This is a genomic window from Bradyrhizobium retamae (assembly GCF_001440415.1).
Classification (GTDB): domain Bacteria; phylum Pseudomonadota; class Alphaproteobacteria; order Rhizobiales; family Xanthobacteraceae; genus Bradyrhizobium; species Bradyrhizobium retamae.
In genome coordinates this window covers 40,286-56,059 of record NZ_LLYA01000174.1, presented here as the reverse complement: position 1 = coordinate 56,059, position 15,774 = coordinate 40,286, and the positions used below count along the sequence as shown (strand labels likewise).

The window sequence follows — 15,774 nt, the reverse complement described above, 5'->3', positions numbered from 1 at the left end:
ATCCACCTCGCCGCTGCCGTGATAAACTCGCGATGAATCCCAACAGACCCTAGTCGGAAGATCAGTTTGTTTTCCTGCAAACTTGCGAAGCAGGCGCTATGTGAAGCAGAAATGCAGCAATATTTGGCACTGTTTTGCAGGATTCCAAACAAGAATCGGGCAAGATCGATACGACGATCCACGCCGAGCTTAGCATCAGTGCGACCCAGCGCTCGGATCAGTCACACCGAAGTCTTAAAGCGAATGTGACTTTACTGCGATGGCGCCGGCAGCCCGCGCTGTAAGACAAGGAACATCAGAGGGCATCTACCGATAATTGAGTTCAACCGTTTGCCTCAACAACCCCGACCCGACATTGCAGAGCGCCTAGTCGACCACGTCTCGTGTCTGACCAAGATGGAACCGACCTGGAATCTTTGGATCTATTTACCCGAAATGCGAAGCCCATAGATCGATCGGAAGTGCAAGTGTTCTAAACCTGCATCAATGCCGCCCTCCTCGGTTGAGCCAGGGCAGCGCTAGTATTTTCGGTGCCTGAGAAGGTTGGCAATGCGCCTGTGTGATACCCTTCCGCCAGATCCAGCAGGCTACTTGCATCAAGACTCATGCTGCCAAGGCTTGCCGCGGTCCATCACCAGAAACGCCGTTTTGTTTTGCAGGCAGGCTAAACTGGAACACAGCCCCCCGAGGTTCATTCGCGGTGACCCATAACCGTCCCCCATGCGCCTCGATGATCGAACTAGAGATGACCAAGCCCATTCCCATCCCCTCGGGCTTGGTGGTGTAAAAGGCCTCGAAGAGGCGGTCCACGATATTCGGATCCACGCCCGGTCCGGTATCCCGCACAGACACGAGTACGCGGTCAGAGGCATCGCTCGAAGTGCTAATCCTGAGCTCCTCCGCGTCCGCGATACAAATCATCGCGTCCACGGCGTTCATGACAAGATTAAGAATCACCTGTTGCAGCTGGACGCGATCGCCTTGCACGAGCGGTAAACCGTTCGCGAGGTCTGTCTGCAGCGAAAGGCCGTGCTTTAGCACTTCGCTTCGGGTCAGAGCCACGACATCAAGGACAGCGTTGTTGATGTCGATGCTGTCCTTCCGAGGCGGTGCCTTCTTCAGAAGTCCGCGAATCCCGCTCACGACCTCCCCGGCCCGTACCCCATCTTTAACGATCAGATCTAGGGACTGACGGACCAGCTCAAGATTGGGCGGATCAACGCCGAGCCAGCGCAAAGCTGCCTGTGCGTTCATTACCACCGCACCAATTGGCTGGTTTACCTCGTGAGCAATTGAGGCCGTGAGTTGCCCCATGGTTGCGACGCGATTGGCGTGCGCGAGCTCAGCCTGCGCCGATCGCAAGGCGTCGGACGCCAATGAATAGTCTGTGAGGTCGTGAAAGATCGAAAGGATGGCTTCAACCCGCTCCGACTTGGAGTGCAAGGGCGAATGGCTTATCGAGATATAGCGTCGAGTGTCAGGGTAAGTAAACCAGTCGGCATATCTGACTTCTTCTCCCTCGAAACATCGGTCGTGCTTCGGTTTGACCGTCTGCTCAAAAACTGTAGTCCCTAAGACATCAGCCACGTGCACCCCGATGAGATCCTTCGCTGATCTTCCCGAAATGAGTTCGAAGACCGGATTAACACGTTGGTACCGATAGTCCCGCCCAATGATGCAGATTGCATCCGGTGAACGCTCAAAAACCAGCTGCGTCAGATGCTCCGCCCGTTTGAGGTCGGTGACATCTTGGACCGCTCCGAACAGGCTGAGAGGTCGGCCAGACGCGTCCCTCGTTAGATCACCCTGACTGTGGACAAACCGCACCTCGCCGTCCGGCCTCACTATCCGATAATTAAAGTCGCAGCGAGAGCCGCCGCGTAGCGTGTGCGCTAGTGCTGAGCTCCAGATTGCACGATCCTCCGGATGTAACCGCTCAGTCACTTCCTCAATCGTAATGGTGCCCTCACGCGGCGCGAGCCCGAAGATGCGACATGCTTCGTCCGAAAAGGTGATCCGTTCTGTTCTGAGATCGCGTTCCCAGTAGCCGACGTGGGCGATGCGTTGCGCTTGTTCGAGCAGCTCCTCTCTCCGGCGCACTTCGTACGGCACCTCGCGCGGAGCAACGGGACGGATTAATCGTTGCCACAACATGATTGTCCCCTCCACACCATCGCCGATTAAGAAGAGGATTTCTTATGGGTAGCCGATCATACGGCTCATCCCGTTTGTGATGCCCGACTCAATCGCTGTCGAGTCGATCGCCAACTTCAGATACAATCACGCCTTCGAAGGTCGGCGAACAGTCACGCCGTCGACCTTGCAGGTCCTCCTGAACAGAACAGGGCCACAATATAGCTCACTAATTCAAGAGGATCAACCGCGCGCCCATACCCGATGAACACGCTAGGATCTCGATGGAAGCGGTCCCTACAAGGCAGTTCTTCCTGAATCGGATCACAGGATCTTCGCAAATTTTAGTCTACGCACAACGCCCTGCTTTCGATTTCCTGCCCAAAATTCATCGTTGCCGTCGGCTGCCAAGCCGAGAGAGAATTAAAAGGCAGTCCGCTTTGCCAGCAGATCCTAAGTAGCTTCGAGCACACCAGGAAGACCTTCAAGGCGATCCGAACACAGAATCGCTCAGACTTCGCAGTTCAGAGTGGGCCGGCTCGTCCTAGCTGCGACACAGGACGTCGCACCAGATGCAAATATGGAAACGAACATGCTATGGGAACAGCCCACGTGTTTCCTTTGCACTGCGAACACGCTCCACACCTATGGCCATTGCCGCGGTGCGATTGAATATGTTCTCCCGCCTACTTCGTGCCAGTACAAGCTCGAAGGCACGATCCAGAAGTTGATACTCCCGACGCTTTACCTCCTCCTCCTCCCAGAATAACCGCTGGAGATCCTGCACCCATTCGAAGTAGCTGACCACCACACCTCCCGAATTGCACAGTATGTCGGGGATGAGGAAGATTCCCTCCTGACGGCCTTCCAAGATCCGATCGGCTTCCGGTGTTGTCGGGCCGTTGGCGCCCTCGGCAAGAATACGGCAGCGCAGCTTACCCGCTATTTCGGCGTCGATGACCCGTTCCATTGCAGCCGGAACGAGCACGTCACAGGGCATCGTCAGCATCTCTGCTGGGTCTAGAGCGAGCTCGTTGGAGTAGCCATCCAGGCTACCTTGCGAGGCCGCATGTCTGACCAGCTGTGGTATGTCGAGGCCCTGAGGCCGATAGAGCGCGCCCGTGTGATCGCTGACCGCGATCACCTTCACCCCCATATTGTGCAGCTCGAGCGCGGCGACCGAACCGACATTTCCAAAGCCTTGAACGACGGCTGTTGCGCCATTGAGTCGGATCTTGAGCTCGTCCGCAGCGCGGCGAACCAAATGAGCCACACCCCGGCCTGTCGCTTCACGGCGACCGAGCGTTCCGCCGGCGCTGACAGGTTTGCCTGTCACGATCTCGGTGACGGTTTGGCCCTGATACATCGAGTACGTATCCATGAACCACGCCATGATCTGCTCGTTTGTCCCAAGGTCGGGAGCCATGACGTCTGTGTGCGGCCCAACAAAGGGGATCATTTCCTGCATATACCGGCGCGACAGGGCCTCAAGCTCACGCTTTGACAACTTGGAAGGGTCGACGTTAATTCCGCCCTTGGCGCCACCATATGGCAATCCGACCAGCGCACACTTCCAGCTCATCCAGATAGCAAGCGCTGCGACTTCGCCGAGGTCAACGGTTGACGCGAACCTGGTACCCCCTTTTGTCGGGCCAAGCGTCAGGTGGTGCTGCACCCGGTAGCCCTCGAACACCGCCGTTGTGCCGTCATCACGGTGAATTGGACACGACACCGTGACAGATCGCTTCGGCAGCAATAGGCGGGGTCTTGCGTCATCCGGTATGCCCAGATAATTCGCGATCACCTCGAATTGCTTTACGGCCATCTCAAACACTGGCCCACGGTATGCAGTCACGCTAGCTCCTGAGGCTGGATTTGAAACATCGGATGCTCATGCTTCAGCGCACCAAGCACCCTAGTGCGGCTTGCGCGTTTTCCGATGTGGAGGAGACAATTTATTCAATCAGCAAGATCGCGCCTCGCGGTCACGCCAACAATACAACCAATGCGACGAAAGCGAGATTGACCAAGGCCGCCACGAATGCCCAACAGCGAATCGCCGCGGGCGAAAATTCAAGACTGTCCTGCGAAGTGTCGACCCAAAGTGGCGGCATTCAAGTTAGCTCCAAGGAGCGGGTTAAGAGACAAACCTGCATAAGAGCAGAACCGCCCACGCCGCCAAGAACCGACCGCTTCGAGCGCGCTTAGAGCCCTTGCCGTTACGCCGACCGAACTTGCAAATGAGGAGCCCTCCTCCCGGCTCCGTCGCAGCTGACAACAGGTGCGTAGGCCGCATCAACATCACTTCTCGATCCGGCAAGTGGATCCGGCGGGTCGGCCGCTGTTGTACCCCTCACGTTCGATCTCCCATCCAGTGATGACAGAATAACATTCCTAACGCACGATACTCGGCGTTACGCGCGCCATTCCTCCACTATTTCGGTGAAATTCATCGCAGAAGCGGCGGCTTACGAGGCTTTTCTCTAGGTCCGCCGAAAGGCCGATCGAATCGATTTATGGCCGACAAGTCGAGCAACTTTGGTTAAACGGCCGAGGGATCGTCCTCGCGCCGGCAAGAGGTAACGTCCCTTTTTGCGTATGCTGCAGCTGGTAGAGGCGAGGCCTTTTGCAAGGGAAAGCATCGGTCTTTCTCCTGCGTACAATTAGCCGGTCGTTGTGAGATTGAGTTTCAGCGTGCGCGGCAGCGATCGGCCACCGTCCATGATGATTGCTTGTCCCGTCACAGCAGAAAACTCTGGAGTACAGAGAAGGGCTGACATTCGGGCAACCTCCTGTTCCGTCACGAGCCTTGCCAAGGGCGTTTCCGCGATCACGGAGCTCTTGTAGTCGACCATCGTGTCGGTGCGTTCGCTGGCGATCTGGCCGGGCACAATTGCATTTACGGTGACGAGTGGCGCAAATTCGAGCGCGAGGCATTCCGTCAAATGGATGAGAGCCTGTTTGGCAAGGCCATATACCGAATGCGACCGCGCGTAAGCCGAGGTTGCGCTCACATTGATGATCCGTCCCCAACCGGTTCGCTCCATGCCTGCGATCGCGCTTTGAGCGAGCTGGTACGGCGCCCTTACGTTGATCGCCATCACCGTCTCCCACTGCGAGATGGACAACGACCGAAACGGCGCATCCGCATAGGGACCTGCATTGTTGACTAGGATGTTGACGTCTCCGAGACGCTCCGCGATGCGCGAAACGAGTGCATACGGCGCCTCGGGATCGCTGAGGTGACCCAGAAAGACCGCTGCCTTTCCACCGATTGCAGCGATGCGAGCGCAAACGCTTTCGCCGTCACTTAATGCACGCCGGCAGTGCACTGCGACACGCGCCCCTCGCCTAGCGAGTTCGATGGCGATTGCAGCGCCCGCGCCGGACGAAGAACCTGTGACAAGGGCGACCTTGCCCTCAAGATCTTTTTCGCCCGCACTCATGATCGATCCTCGTAGACCAGATGAACTTCAGTTTCGACTCGTCTAGATATTTATTGTGTAGTAGTTCGATCAGATCCTTGGCGGATGTGGCCAGCTCCGCCTCGTAGGCAGCGCGATCGGTTACTTCGATCTGTTCTATATAGTCCCAAGGGCCTCCCTCGAACGGCACCGGTTCGGTCAGATGATGAATTTGATAGCTGGTAATCGTCTTCAGCTTTGCTGTGAACGGATAGTCGATCTCGCGTTCGAATCGTTCGTACTCGTCGCGGTCGACGCCGGGCTTCAATGCGGTCAGGATATAAACGACCGTCGCCATAGTCTGCTCCTTGTAAACTACTGCTACTTTGCGAAGGCGAGAGAACTCTCGCTTGCGCATCCTTCTTGGCCCTTAGTTCAGGCTTTTGAGACGCGCTAACTGTTGCCGATCGAGCATCGAGGTCCAGTCGCGACTTGCCCTGGGTCAGGCTTCGGGCTGACAGAATGCCAACCATTCCATCGTTCATTGCCGTGGCTCTGCGAATGCGGGGAGGCGCCGATCTGTCGCGCTTGCTTTTTTATTGAACAAGCTCATCATCTTGGATCTCCCGCTCGTGGCTGCACTACACTCTCAATGAAATACGCGTGCCCCGTCGAGCGGATTCCAACAAAACGAGTCCGTGAGACCTAAGCCGTCCCATTGTCGGAGCCTTTCGCAAAAGCCGTCTCGACAGCGGGCCAGACTTGCGTTCCGAAGCGCACAATGACGTCCTCATAGGTGGTGCCAGGAGCCGGAACAGGAAAAATGTTGAAGCCCGTGATGCCGGCGCGGCGAAGGTCAACCATGTGTTGGGTTATTTCCTGCACAGTCCCGCAGAGAGTGAGAGCGTCGACATGCATGTCGGTGACGAGAGGAAAAAGAGGCGCGAACGGGGCCACCCCGGCAGCATAGGCAACGGGACCAATGGTTTCGACGACATTCTTCGGCAGAGTCAATCCTTGTGCTTCCAGCGTGTAGAACCTCGAATTGGCTTGCGCGATGATCCGTGTCACCGAAGGCCGCAATATATCCCGCGCTTGCTTACCGTCGTTAGTGATACAACAATCGAGTCGCGCGACGAGCTTGACCTCGTTCGGAGAACGGCCGGCCTTCCGCGCACCTTCGGCGACCGTCGATGCGAAGGCCTTTGCTTCCTCGACGGAGCCACAGCCCTCCATCATCACGCCGTCGGCGATTGCACCGCCCATTTTCTGGCCCAGCGGTCCGTTGCTAGCGACACGAACAGGAACGCGCGATCGCAGCGGCGCGAAATTCAATCGGCCGCGGTGACACTGAATGATCTCGCCCTGGTAGTCGACCTCCTGCCCTGCCATGAGCTGACGGATGAGATCAACGGCTTCGCGAATAGCGAGCGGGGGCTTGCGCGATTGGATCCCGAGCTCCGCAAAGCCGGAGACGCCGGCGCCGATGCCGAGAATGGCGCGCCCTTCCGAAACTTCATCGAGGGTGCCCAAAGCCATGGCGGTTAGAGCTGGATGGCGCGCGAATGGATCGGTGACGCAGGGACCGAGATTGACGCGCGCGGTTTGCCCCGCCAGAACCGAGAGACACGAGTAGGTTTCCCGGAAAAAGCGCTCATCAGCGAGCCAGACGGTCTCGAATCCGCTCTCTTCGGCAAGCCTGGTGCGAGCCGCAAGGCCAGCCACGGGCTGGTCGCCAAGCATCAACAGTTCTATGGACATCAACTTCTCCGATTATTGTCTTCGGCTCCGCCGGGCAGCTGATCCGGCCGATAGGTGATGGTGGTCTTCAACCTTCGGCAAAGGGCGTTACGGCGTTAGAACATCTCGTCTGAAGGTCACGCCGATTTGAAGAAGACCTTTCAACTTAAGGACCAAGAACGGGGCTGCGCCGCTTGCACGGTGAGCAGGCGGCAGTGCGCGCAGTGGACGGTGGCTCGTTCTCGAGCGGCGAGGGTGAGACGCTGGGCCTTGTCGGCGAAACTGGCTGCGGCAACTCCATGCCGCACGATCACTGATACGCGTTGGAGGCCACGGGAGGTTGGGATTGCCGGGCAAGAGCTCGATCGGGAAAAAACCGATCACCCTGACGCCGAACAAGGCCGGCGCCAGCAGAGTTACTCTACGAGGCACGGAAGCTAAGCACGACATGACTTATTCAGCGCATCCGGGCTACGCTTCAAGCCAGCTTCATTTTGTTGAAGCGCTCAAAGGAATCCCAATACTTCGCAACGCCCGCGAGCTCGGAACGCGTCACTCTGGCCCAATTGTCGTACCAAAGCAGACCCCAGGCCGCATCATCCAAAAGGATCTTCTGCGCCTCCTTGACCCCGGCCATACGCTTGGCAGCGTCAGCCTCGCGCATATTGTCGTCGATGATCTTATCGAGGACCTGATTGGCGTAGGCTCCCTTGTTGGTCGCCGTCGCCTTACTATGGAAGTTCCAATAGAGGTGATAAACAGGATCGTTGATCCAGGATTGCCAGGATTCAATCGACAGCTCATGCCCGCCGCTCGATGACAGCTGGCGGAAGGTTGCGTCGGTCTCCTTCTCGATGCTGACTTGAAAGCCGATTTTCTCCAGCTCGCGCTGGATCCAAATCGCTGCCTGCTCATGGGGCGCATAGCCCACACGAACCGCAAGCTTTACTGGGATTGGTCCTGAGCCGTGACCGGCTTCGGCCATCAATGACTTGGCCTTGCCGACATCATATTTGTACGGCGAGAGCGAACCGTCATAGCCGGGGGTCTGAGCTGCGATCGGGCTTTTCATCTGCTCGCCATAGCCGTAAAGGACGTTCGGGATGATCGCGTGGATCGGCATCGCGTAGTTGATCGCTTGACGAACCTTCACGTTGTCGAACGGCTTCTTTTTAAGATTCATGCAGAGGAAATTGCAGTTGGTATCGGGCAGAGAAACCACGGTGAGGCCCTGGGCGCCCTCGAGATTCTTGAGATTCTTGGGCGACATCGAGTTAGGCCCGACCACCATATCGATGGCCTTGCGCTTGAGCAGCAGAATCCGGTCCGCCTCATTGGACGCATATTTGATGACGATGCGCTTGAAATACGGTGCCGGTCCCCAATAACCGGGGGTCGCTTCCAGGATCACCTCGACGCCTGGATTGTTGCTCACGGGTTTGTAGGGCCCAAGCCCGGCCGTGTTCCGCTTGAGCCATTGAGCGGCCCAGGGGTCGTCGGCAGTCGCGCGTAGCTTGATCTCGTCGGGATCAAGAAGTGCGTTGTTGGACAGGGCGAGCACATCGAGCAACATAGCGCTTGGTGCCGGCAGGTTGATGGCAAAGGTGCTGTCGTCGCGAACCTCGAACTGATCTGCCTGCGTCACCCCGATCATGGTCGGAAAGATGAGCCGCATATAGCCGGGTGATTGCAGTCCGCGGTCAAAGAGATACTTCACCGCCTGGGCATTGACCGGCCGGCCGCTCGGAAACTTTAGGCCTTGTCGGATCTTTACGACAAGGGTCTTGTTGTCATTCTCAAATTTCCAGCTTTCGCCGATGCCACCGATGAAAACACCGGGTTTGGAAATCGACAGGTTAGGCGATCCGGTGACTGGCTCGGCCCCCCAACCCAGCACCGTGTCGTAGATGTTTGCCTGAACGATGTAGGCGCCATCGGACTTGAACTGCGCCGGATCGAAGGAATCGATATCGGCGCCCCAGGCGACGGTGAGGGTCGGAACATCCTGCGCATGTGCAAGTCCGGTAAAAAGGTCCGGCGTGAACATCGCACCTCCGCTCGCCGCCAGCTTGAGGAAGTTGCGGCGCGACTGATTTCCAAACATTCAAGTCCCCCTGCCTAGATTGTTGATTTGAGTGAACAAGCTCGAAGAAGATGGTTTGCCTGGGTAAGCAGCCTCCTGCAAAGGAGCAGCGACGAAGTTCGCCCGCCTCAGTACAGACCCTACCGACACCCAGCGATCAGGTCGCGCAGCTCGGGATAAAGTACCAGACGCTGCACGACACTCATGCCGATACATCTCGGCGCCTGCGCTTTGGAGCAGCGACCGATCGCGCCTTTTCCGGTTTGTCGATAACGCGCGACAGGCAGTTGGCCGCCTGCATGATGTCATCGGTCACAGCCGCGCGGGCGGCGGGACCGTCTCGATGCATCAGCGCATCGAGGATGCGGCGGTGCGCGTCCATGGAGCGTCGCAGGTGCGTGGCGTTGGGTGCAACGAGCACGAAGCAAGGACCGATCAGGACCCAGAAATTCTCGACCGCACCAAGGATGATGGGCGCTCGAGCGATCTCATAAATCCGCCGGTGAAAGGCGAAATTCGCCGATGGATAACCGGCCACATCGAGCGCGTCGGCGGCTGCCTGGAGGCGATCATAGAGCTGCGTGATTTCGGCATCATCAACGCCCGTCATGCGGGAGGCTGCGCGCTCGGCCAGAAGCCCCTCAAGCGCCACCCGTGCATCGCGCACATCGCGCAGTTGCGCCCCCGACAGCTGAACCACGCTCAGCCGTGCCGTGTCGCTGAACTCGAATGCGCCTTCAGCCTGTAGGCGGCGCAACGCCTCACGCACCGGCATCGGGCTCGAGCCCAGCGCCTCAGCAAGACCACGAATTGTCAGCCGCTGGCCCGGCGCGAAGCGGCCGGCCATCACGCCGTCACGCAAATGGCGATAGACCTGATCTGCCATCGAATCCCGGGCAACCGACGGCAGTCGCGGCAGCGGTTTAGTATCCTTCACCTTCGCATTTCCCCCATTGTGATTCTCGATATGTGATCACAAATTGGCGCCACGGTCAAGCTATCTCCCCTACCCGCTCCTTTGGAAAACCGGCGCTTGCGACTATCAAGCGCAGGATGGAGAGAGAGGCTCTTCAACTCGAGGTGGATGCAAGCAAGCCTGACGTGTGAGTAACTGAGTTGCTGGAGCACGAATTCGACTCCGAACGGCCGCAGTAGCGAATGTATGTAGCGGTAAGGCTAAATCGCAATAGCGATTAATCCTAGTCGTGTCGCGCTTTAGAGGGAGGACCTCGATTCGGTGCTATTGTCCTTGCCTGCTATTTGCGGCGAGCTCTTCGCGTAGCTCTTTCGCCGTAGAATGATATGCGTCTGGACTTTTCAATCCAGGCGCAGCTTGTCTTTCAGCCAATCGAAAATAAATTGCCGCCCAATGCTCGGATTGTCGAGCTGCCGGTGTGATGAACTTATCTCCTCGCCCTTGATAATCCTCAGCTCCATCGGCACGCCGGCTGCGCGGCAGTTCTCATGTAAGGCATGACATCCTCCAGCCCAACATAATCGTGTTCTCCCACTACGACCAACACGGACACTTGACTTGGCGCGCAAGCTTATAGGACGAGGATAATCTTATATCTGAACCGAAGAAGCTGGCGGTGACATACCTCTGTTCGAGATCATCCCAAAATCCACCGCCGCAAACGGCCGTCGCCAATCTCGTTTCCGTTGCTGCCACGCGCGTGGCAAGGGCGCCTCCAAGACCGTCGCCTAACTCGATTTATCGCCGGCCTCATTCGTCTGCGGACCGCGGAGCAGGCCGCACGATCAGAAGCCGACATCACCGGTCCCTTTCAGCTTCAGCATGGCGCGCGCCTCGTCCGGCGTTGCCAGCTCCAATCCGAGTCCTGCGAGGATCGAGCGGGCTAGTCTCACCTGCTCCGCGCTGGAGCTGGCGAGCTGCCCGGGGCCTACCCAAAGGCTGTCCTCGAGGCCTACACGGATATTGCCGCCCATCGCGGCCGCCATGGCGCCTACGCGCATCTGCGCCGCGCCAGCGCCGAGCACCGACCAGACATAGTCGTTACCGAACAGCCGCTCGGCAGTGCGGCGCATCGTGGCGACGTCCTCGTAATGCGCGCCGATTCCGCCGAGCAGGCCGAAGACGGATTGGATGAAGAATGGCGGCCGGACCAGACCGCGGTCAACAAAGTGCTTGAGGTTGTAGAGATGGCCAACATCGTAACACTCGAATTCAAATCGCGTGTCGCCGGGCGCACACAGTGAGAGGACCTCCTCGATCTCGGCGAAGGTGTTGCGGAAAACGAGGTTGCGTGAAGACTCCAGGTGCTGGCGCTCCCATTGATGGGTGAAATCGCGATAGCGCTCAAGCATCGGGAACAGGCCGAAGTTGAAGGAGCCCATGTTGAGCGAGGCGAGTTCGGGCCGAAAATGACGGGCAGGCTCCACGCGTTCGGCAACCGTCATGAATGGGCTGCCGCCGGTGGTGATGTTGATCACGGCTCGGGAACGGCGGCTCAGCTCCGGCAAAATCCTCTGAAATCCTTCGACCGATTGGTCCGGCTGCCCCGTCTTAGGGTTACGCGCGTGCACATGCAGGATCGCAGCACCAGCTTCCGCGGCACGTACCCCCTCTTCGATAATCTGGTCCGGCGTCACGGGAAGATGCGCTGACATTGAGGGCGTGTGGATCGCACCAGTCAGCGCGCAGGTGAGAATGACCTTGCCGGTCTTGGCCATCGAAAATCTCCAGAGTGAATCGGTGACAGTAAGGGGCGGGCTAGGTGTTCCGGCTTTGCAAGTCTCTCGCCCGGAACTGGCAGGAAGCCGCCGGGATTAGGAGTGCCACCCGCGGTGGCGGGGACAGCATGGAGCGCCCTTGCCTGCCGTTTGATGAAGCTGTCTTGGCCGGCTCAGCTCCCGAAGCGCGGCTCCGGGATGCCCTTGATGCCGAGCCCCGTGATTGCAAATAGCGCGCCGCGCTGCTGTCCGTCATCGGGAAAGCGCGGCAAGGGCGGCTTCGCCATGGACGTCACGAACAGAATGTCCAGATTGGGACCACCGAACATCACGCTCGTGACCTTGCGCACCGGCATCTCGATAATGCGGTCAAGGCTGCCGTCCGGCGCGTAGCGCACGAGCTTTCCATCGTAGACCAGCGCCTGCCATAGGAAGCCTTCTCCATCGACGGTAGCGCCGTCCGCGGCACCGCCATTCGAACGATCCACTGGCGCGAAACGACGCCGCTTCGTCGCAGCACCGGTCTCGATGTCATAGTCGTAGGCCCAGATCTCTCCCGTCCAGGTGTCGGCGAAATAGAAGGTCCGGTCGTCCGGGCTCCAGCACGGGCCATTGGAGACGATGATCTTCTCGTCCAAGACGTGCAGCGAAAGATCGGGATCGAGCCGATAGAGACGGCCCGAAGCCTCGGCCTCCAGCGTATCCATGGAGCCAAACAGGAAACGTCCTCGGCGATCGACTTTACCGTCATTCAGCCGATTGCGCGGCAAATGTGTCTCGGGTGTTGCGATCAGCGTCAGCGCGCCGCTCTCCAGATCGAGATCATGCACTCCCGATTGGAGCGCAACGAGCGCATGCGTACCGTCGCGCCGCAGCGCCATCGAGCCGATCTTCGCCCCGACGTCCCAGGCGCGAAGCTCGCCTCCATCTGCGGTCGTGCGAAAAACGCGACCATCAATGCTGTCTATCCAGTACAGACGCTGCTGCTCGACGTCCCAAAGCGGGCCTTCGCCAAGCGTCGTCTTCAGATCCGCCACGATCTCGATCTGCAAATTCGTCCCCCGTTCTTACGGTTCATAGATATTCCACGTTCCCGTCGATGCTGATCGCCTGGCCGGTCACATTGCGTCCACCTGGCGAGCAGAGGAATAGGGCCATGGCGGCAACGTCCTCGGCCGTCACCATGCGACGCAATGAGATCTTCTTAAGGTATTCCTGGCGCATCGTGTCGTAGCTGGTATGGAGCTGCTCGGCGCGCGCGCGGATCACGCCTTCCATTCGCGGGCCCTCGACGATGCCGGGCAAGAGCGCGTTGACGCGGATGTCCTCGGGACCGAGTTCAGCGGCAAGCGATTTGACGAGCCCGACAATGGCCCATTTCGTTGCGGCGTACGGGGTACGCCATGCATAGCCGAGCCGGCCGGCAACGGAGGCCATGCAGATGATCTGCCCATAGCGCGATTGGCGAAGCATCGGCACCGCGGGACAGGCGAAGCGGTACTGCGCGTTGAGGTTGATGTCGATTGTTTGCTGCCAGTCGAACTCTGCAATAGCGTCGATTCCGCCGGTCGGTCCGGCAATGCCCGCATTGTTGATGAGTACGTCGAGACCGCTCCAACGCGCAGCTTGCGCGCGAAAGACGGTGGCGACCGCCTCGCGATCCGACACGTCGGCCTTTGTGGCAAGCACCTTTGGATGCCGTTCGCGGAAGGCTGCAAGCGCATCCTTGTTGACGTCGCAGATATGCACATGCGCACCTGCCTCAACGAAGGCTCCGGCAAGTGCGGCGCCAATACCGGACGCGCCTGCCGAGATCAGGACACGCAGCTCCGGGTAAGGCACAAGACGCTGCAACACACTCATTCCGGTATATCTCCCCGCCTGCGTCTTGGAGCAGCAACGGAGCGCTCCTTAGCCGCTTTGTCGAGAACGCGAGACAGGCAATTGGCCGCCTGCATGATGTCGTCGGTCACGGCCGCGCGCGCGGCGGGGGCGTCGCGATCCAGCAGCGCATCGAGGATCTGGCGGTGCGCCTCCATGGAGCGCTGCAGGTGGGCAGCGTCGGGCGCAACGAGCACAAAACAGGGACCAATGAGCAGCCAGAAATTCTCGACGGCGCCGAGAATCATCGGGGCCTGCGCGATCTGATAGATCCGCCGGTGAAAGGCAAAATTCGTCCAGAGATAAGCGGTCACATCGACTGCGTCAGCGGCTGCCTGAAGCCGACCGTAGAGCTGCCTGACCTCGTCATCATCGACCCACGTCATGCGCGCGGCTGCGTGCTCCGCCAGCAGCCCCTCGAGTGCCACGCGCGCATCGCGCACATCCCGCAGCTGCGCCTCGCACAGCTGACCAACGCTCAGCCGCGCCGTACCGCTGAATTCGAAGGCACCTTCGGCTTGCAGGCGGCGGAGCGCCTCGCGCACCGGCATTGGGCTCGAGCCCAGCGCCTCGGCAAGATCGCGGATTGTCAGCCTCTGGCCCGGCGCAAAGCGGCCCGCCATCAGGCCATCTCTCAGATGTCGGTAAACCTGATCCGTCATCGAGCCTCGGGCAACGGATGGCGATGGCGGCAAGGCAATGATGTTGCTCTTTTCCAAAGTCCCTCCCTATATGAGATATGTGATCACATTACGAAAATTCCGTCAACAGTGGCTCGATGGGCGAATCGATATTCCGAACTGCGCGTTGTGGCAGCGGGCGAAGCGTTGTCGATCGTCTCGGCTTGAGTGCGGCCCATCCAGACCGACGAGGGCCTGCAGCAGCAAACAGCCGCGGACCGGAGGCAAGGAGGTTCGACTTTTCACGCACCGAGCAGTTCGTTCGATGACAGCTGAAGGATTCCGACCGCGTGCAGGCCCTCCACGAAGGCCCGGTACTGCGGTCGCGCCGCGACCGTGGCGGCAACGAGTTTCTTTCCCGAGCAAATCTCGCCGGCGCGGATCAGCAGCACACCCTTCCAGAAGGTTGGCTCGAGGTCAGCGCCGATCAGTGCCTGAGCGTCCGTGAGCGTACGCAGTGCTTCCGCAAGCTGCGGACCTGTCGCTGCCGCTTCGCGCGAGAGCAGCCCAGGTGTGAAGACAGAGGCGCCGAAGATCGCGTGTGCCTGACACAGCTTGGCGAGCCTGCGCAATTCGACGAGCGGGGCCGGATGCTCGTCAACTCGTACATCGATGACCCGGTTACTCCAAGGCGCTGGACCGGTATCGGCAGAAACCACAAGGAGCGCGGCCGACATTCGGCCACGGGCGTCACCTCCGGCGGCCTCACCTGCATCCATGGCCGCGAGCATACGCTCGACGAGTGAGCCGGCAGTGTTCTCATATGCTGCCAGCATGGCAGGAACGACGTCGTCGCTGGCGAGCATGTTGCCCAGCACCACAACGTTATTGATCTCTAGCTGAGCCCGGTACGGAACGCAGCGATCGCCAGTGAACATGGCTGTCCCGCCGGCGGCATCGAGGAACGCGACCTGGCGAAGTTCTCGCTCGGCGTCCTTTGCGAGCAGACTCGTTAGCGCCGACTCCGCCGACGCGCCTGAGGCCATAAGATCTAGCCCATTCGGCCCGTAAGCCGGATCGACGAAAGACTGGGTCGCAACTGCACCAACGCCGGCTCGCGCAAACGTCACAACGCGCCCAAGAGCAAAATAATGCGACTGGCTGGCCACACCCAGCTCGCCGGTGATTGCGTCTCTGGCGACAATCGAATACGTCATCT

13 protein-coding genes and 1 pseudogene are annotated in these 15,774 nt (G+C 59.1%); 1 reads left to right on the top strand and 13 read right to left on the bottom strand.

Going from position 1 to position 15,774, the window contains the following annotated elements:
• From CQ13_RS45040 to CQ13_RS27815, 6 genes are all read right to left on the bottom strand, one after another.
• A partial coding sequence (locus tag CQ13_RS45040; RefSeq protein WP_210183081.1) for a hypothetical protein occupies window positions 1-182 on the bottom strand: 182 nt, incomplete at its 3' end.
• Window positions 183-603: 421 nt separating this feature from the next.
• Window positions 604-2,154: an ATP-binding protein gene (locus tag CQ13_RS27835; protein WP_197427459.1), complete on the bottom strand. Its 1,551-nt coding sequence runs from the start codon at window positions 2,152-2,154 to the stop codon at window positions 604-606.
• A 574-nt stretch (window positions 2,155-2,728) separates the two neighbouring features.
• Complete coding sequence (locus CQ13_RS27830) at window positions 2,729-3,988, bottom strand: Glu/Leu/Phe/Val family dehydrogenase (protein ID WP_057846029.1); 1,260 nt, start codon at window positions 3,986-3,988, stop codon at window positions 2,729-2,731.
• Between the two features lie 808 nt (window positions 3,989-4,796).
• Window positions 4,797-5,579: an SDR family NAD(P)-dependent oxidoreductase gene (locus CQ13_RS27825; RefSeq protein WP_057846028.1), complete on the bottom strand. Its 783-nt coding sequence runs from the start codon at window positions 5,577-5,579 to the stop codon at window positions 4,797-4,799.
• A complete protein-coding gene (locus CQ13_RS27820; RefSeq protein WP_057846027.1) occupies window positions 5,554-5,895 on the bottom strand; it encodes a hypothetical protein in 342 nt (113 codons plus the stop codon). Before CQ13_RS27820 ends, CQ13_RS27825 begins: the two co-directional genes overlap by 26 nt.
• Window positions 5,896-6,242: 347 nt before the next feature.
• Entirely contained in the window at window positions 6,243-7,298 is a 1,056-nt protein-coding gene (locus CQ13_RS27815) for an LLM class flavin-dependent oxidoreductase (RefSeq protein ID WP_082637679.1), read from the bottom strand.
• 164 nt (window positions 7,299-7,462) lie between these two features.
• Here CQ13_RS27815 and CQ13_RS45905 point away from each other — a divergent pair.
• Window positions 7,463-7,599, top strand: a pseudogene (locus CQ13_RS45905) (peptide ABC transporter substrate-binding protein); the annotation flags it as partial.
• 156 nt (window positions 7,600-7,755) lie between these two features.
• Here the strand turns inward: CQ13_RS45905 and CQ13_RS27810 are convergent.
• The 7 genes from CQ13_RS27810 to CQ13_RS27780 form a co-directional block, all read right to left on the bottom strand.
• On the bottom strand, window positions 7,756-9,381 hold the full coding sequence (locus tag CQ13_RS27810; protein ID WP_057846025.1) for an ABC transporter substrate-binding protein: 1,626 nt from the start codon (window positions 9,379-9,381) through the stop codon (window positions 7,756-7,758).
• Between the two features lie 181 nt (window positions 9,382-9,562).
• Window positions 9,563-10,246, bottom strand: coding sequence for a GntR family transcriptional regulator (locus CQ13_RS27805; RefSeq protein WP_057846024.1), 684 nt, complete (start codon window positions 10,244-10,246; stop codon window positions 9,563-9,565).
• 875 nt (window positions 10,247-11,121) lie between these two features.
• Window positions 11,122-12,054 carry a 3,5-dioxohexanoate:acetyl-CoA acetone transferase gene (gene kce / locus CQ13_RS27800; RefSeq protein WP_057846023.1) on the bottom strand — a complete coding sequence of 311 codons (933 nt, stop codon included), beginning with the start codon at window positions 12,052-12,054 and terminating at the stop codon, window positions 11,122-11,124.
• A gap of 173 nt (window positions 12,055-12,227) precedes the next feature.
• The gene (locus tag CQ13_RS27795) at window positions 12,228-13,106 is read right to left on the bottom strand and encodes an SMP-30/gluconolactonase/LRE family protein (RefSeq protein WP_057846022.1); all 879 of its coding nucleotides are present in this window, start codon (window positions 13,104-13,106) and stop codon (window positions 12,228-12,230) included.
• 22 nt (window positions 13,107-13,128) lie between these two features.
• Complete coding sequence (locus CQ13_RS27790) at window positions 13,129-13,917, bottom strand: SDR family oxidoreductase (protein ID WP_057846021.1); 789 nt, start codon at window positions 13,915-13,917, stop codon at window positions 13,129-13,131.
• On the bottom strand, window positions 13,914-14,654 hold the full coding sequence (locus CQ13_RS27785) for a GntR family transcriptional regulator (RefSeq protein WP_197427458.1): 741 nt from the start codon (window positions 14,652-14,654) through the stop codon (window positions 13,914-13,916). Before CQ13_RS27785 ends, CQ13_RS27790 begins: the two co-directional genes overlap by 4 nt.
• A 203-nt stretch (window positions 14,655-14,857) precedes the next feature.
• Entirely contained in the window at window positions 14,858-15,772 is a 915-nt protein-coding gene (locus CQ13_RS27780; protein WP_057846019.1) for a DUF1028 domain-containing protein, read from the bottom strand.
• Window positions 15,773-15,774: the final 2 nt, after the last annotated feature.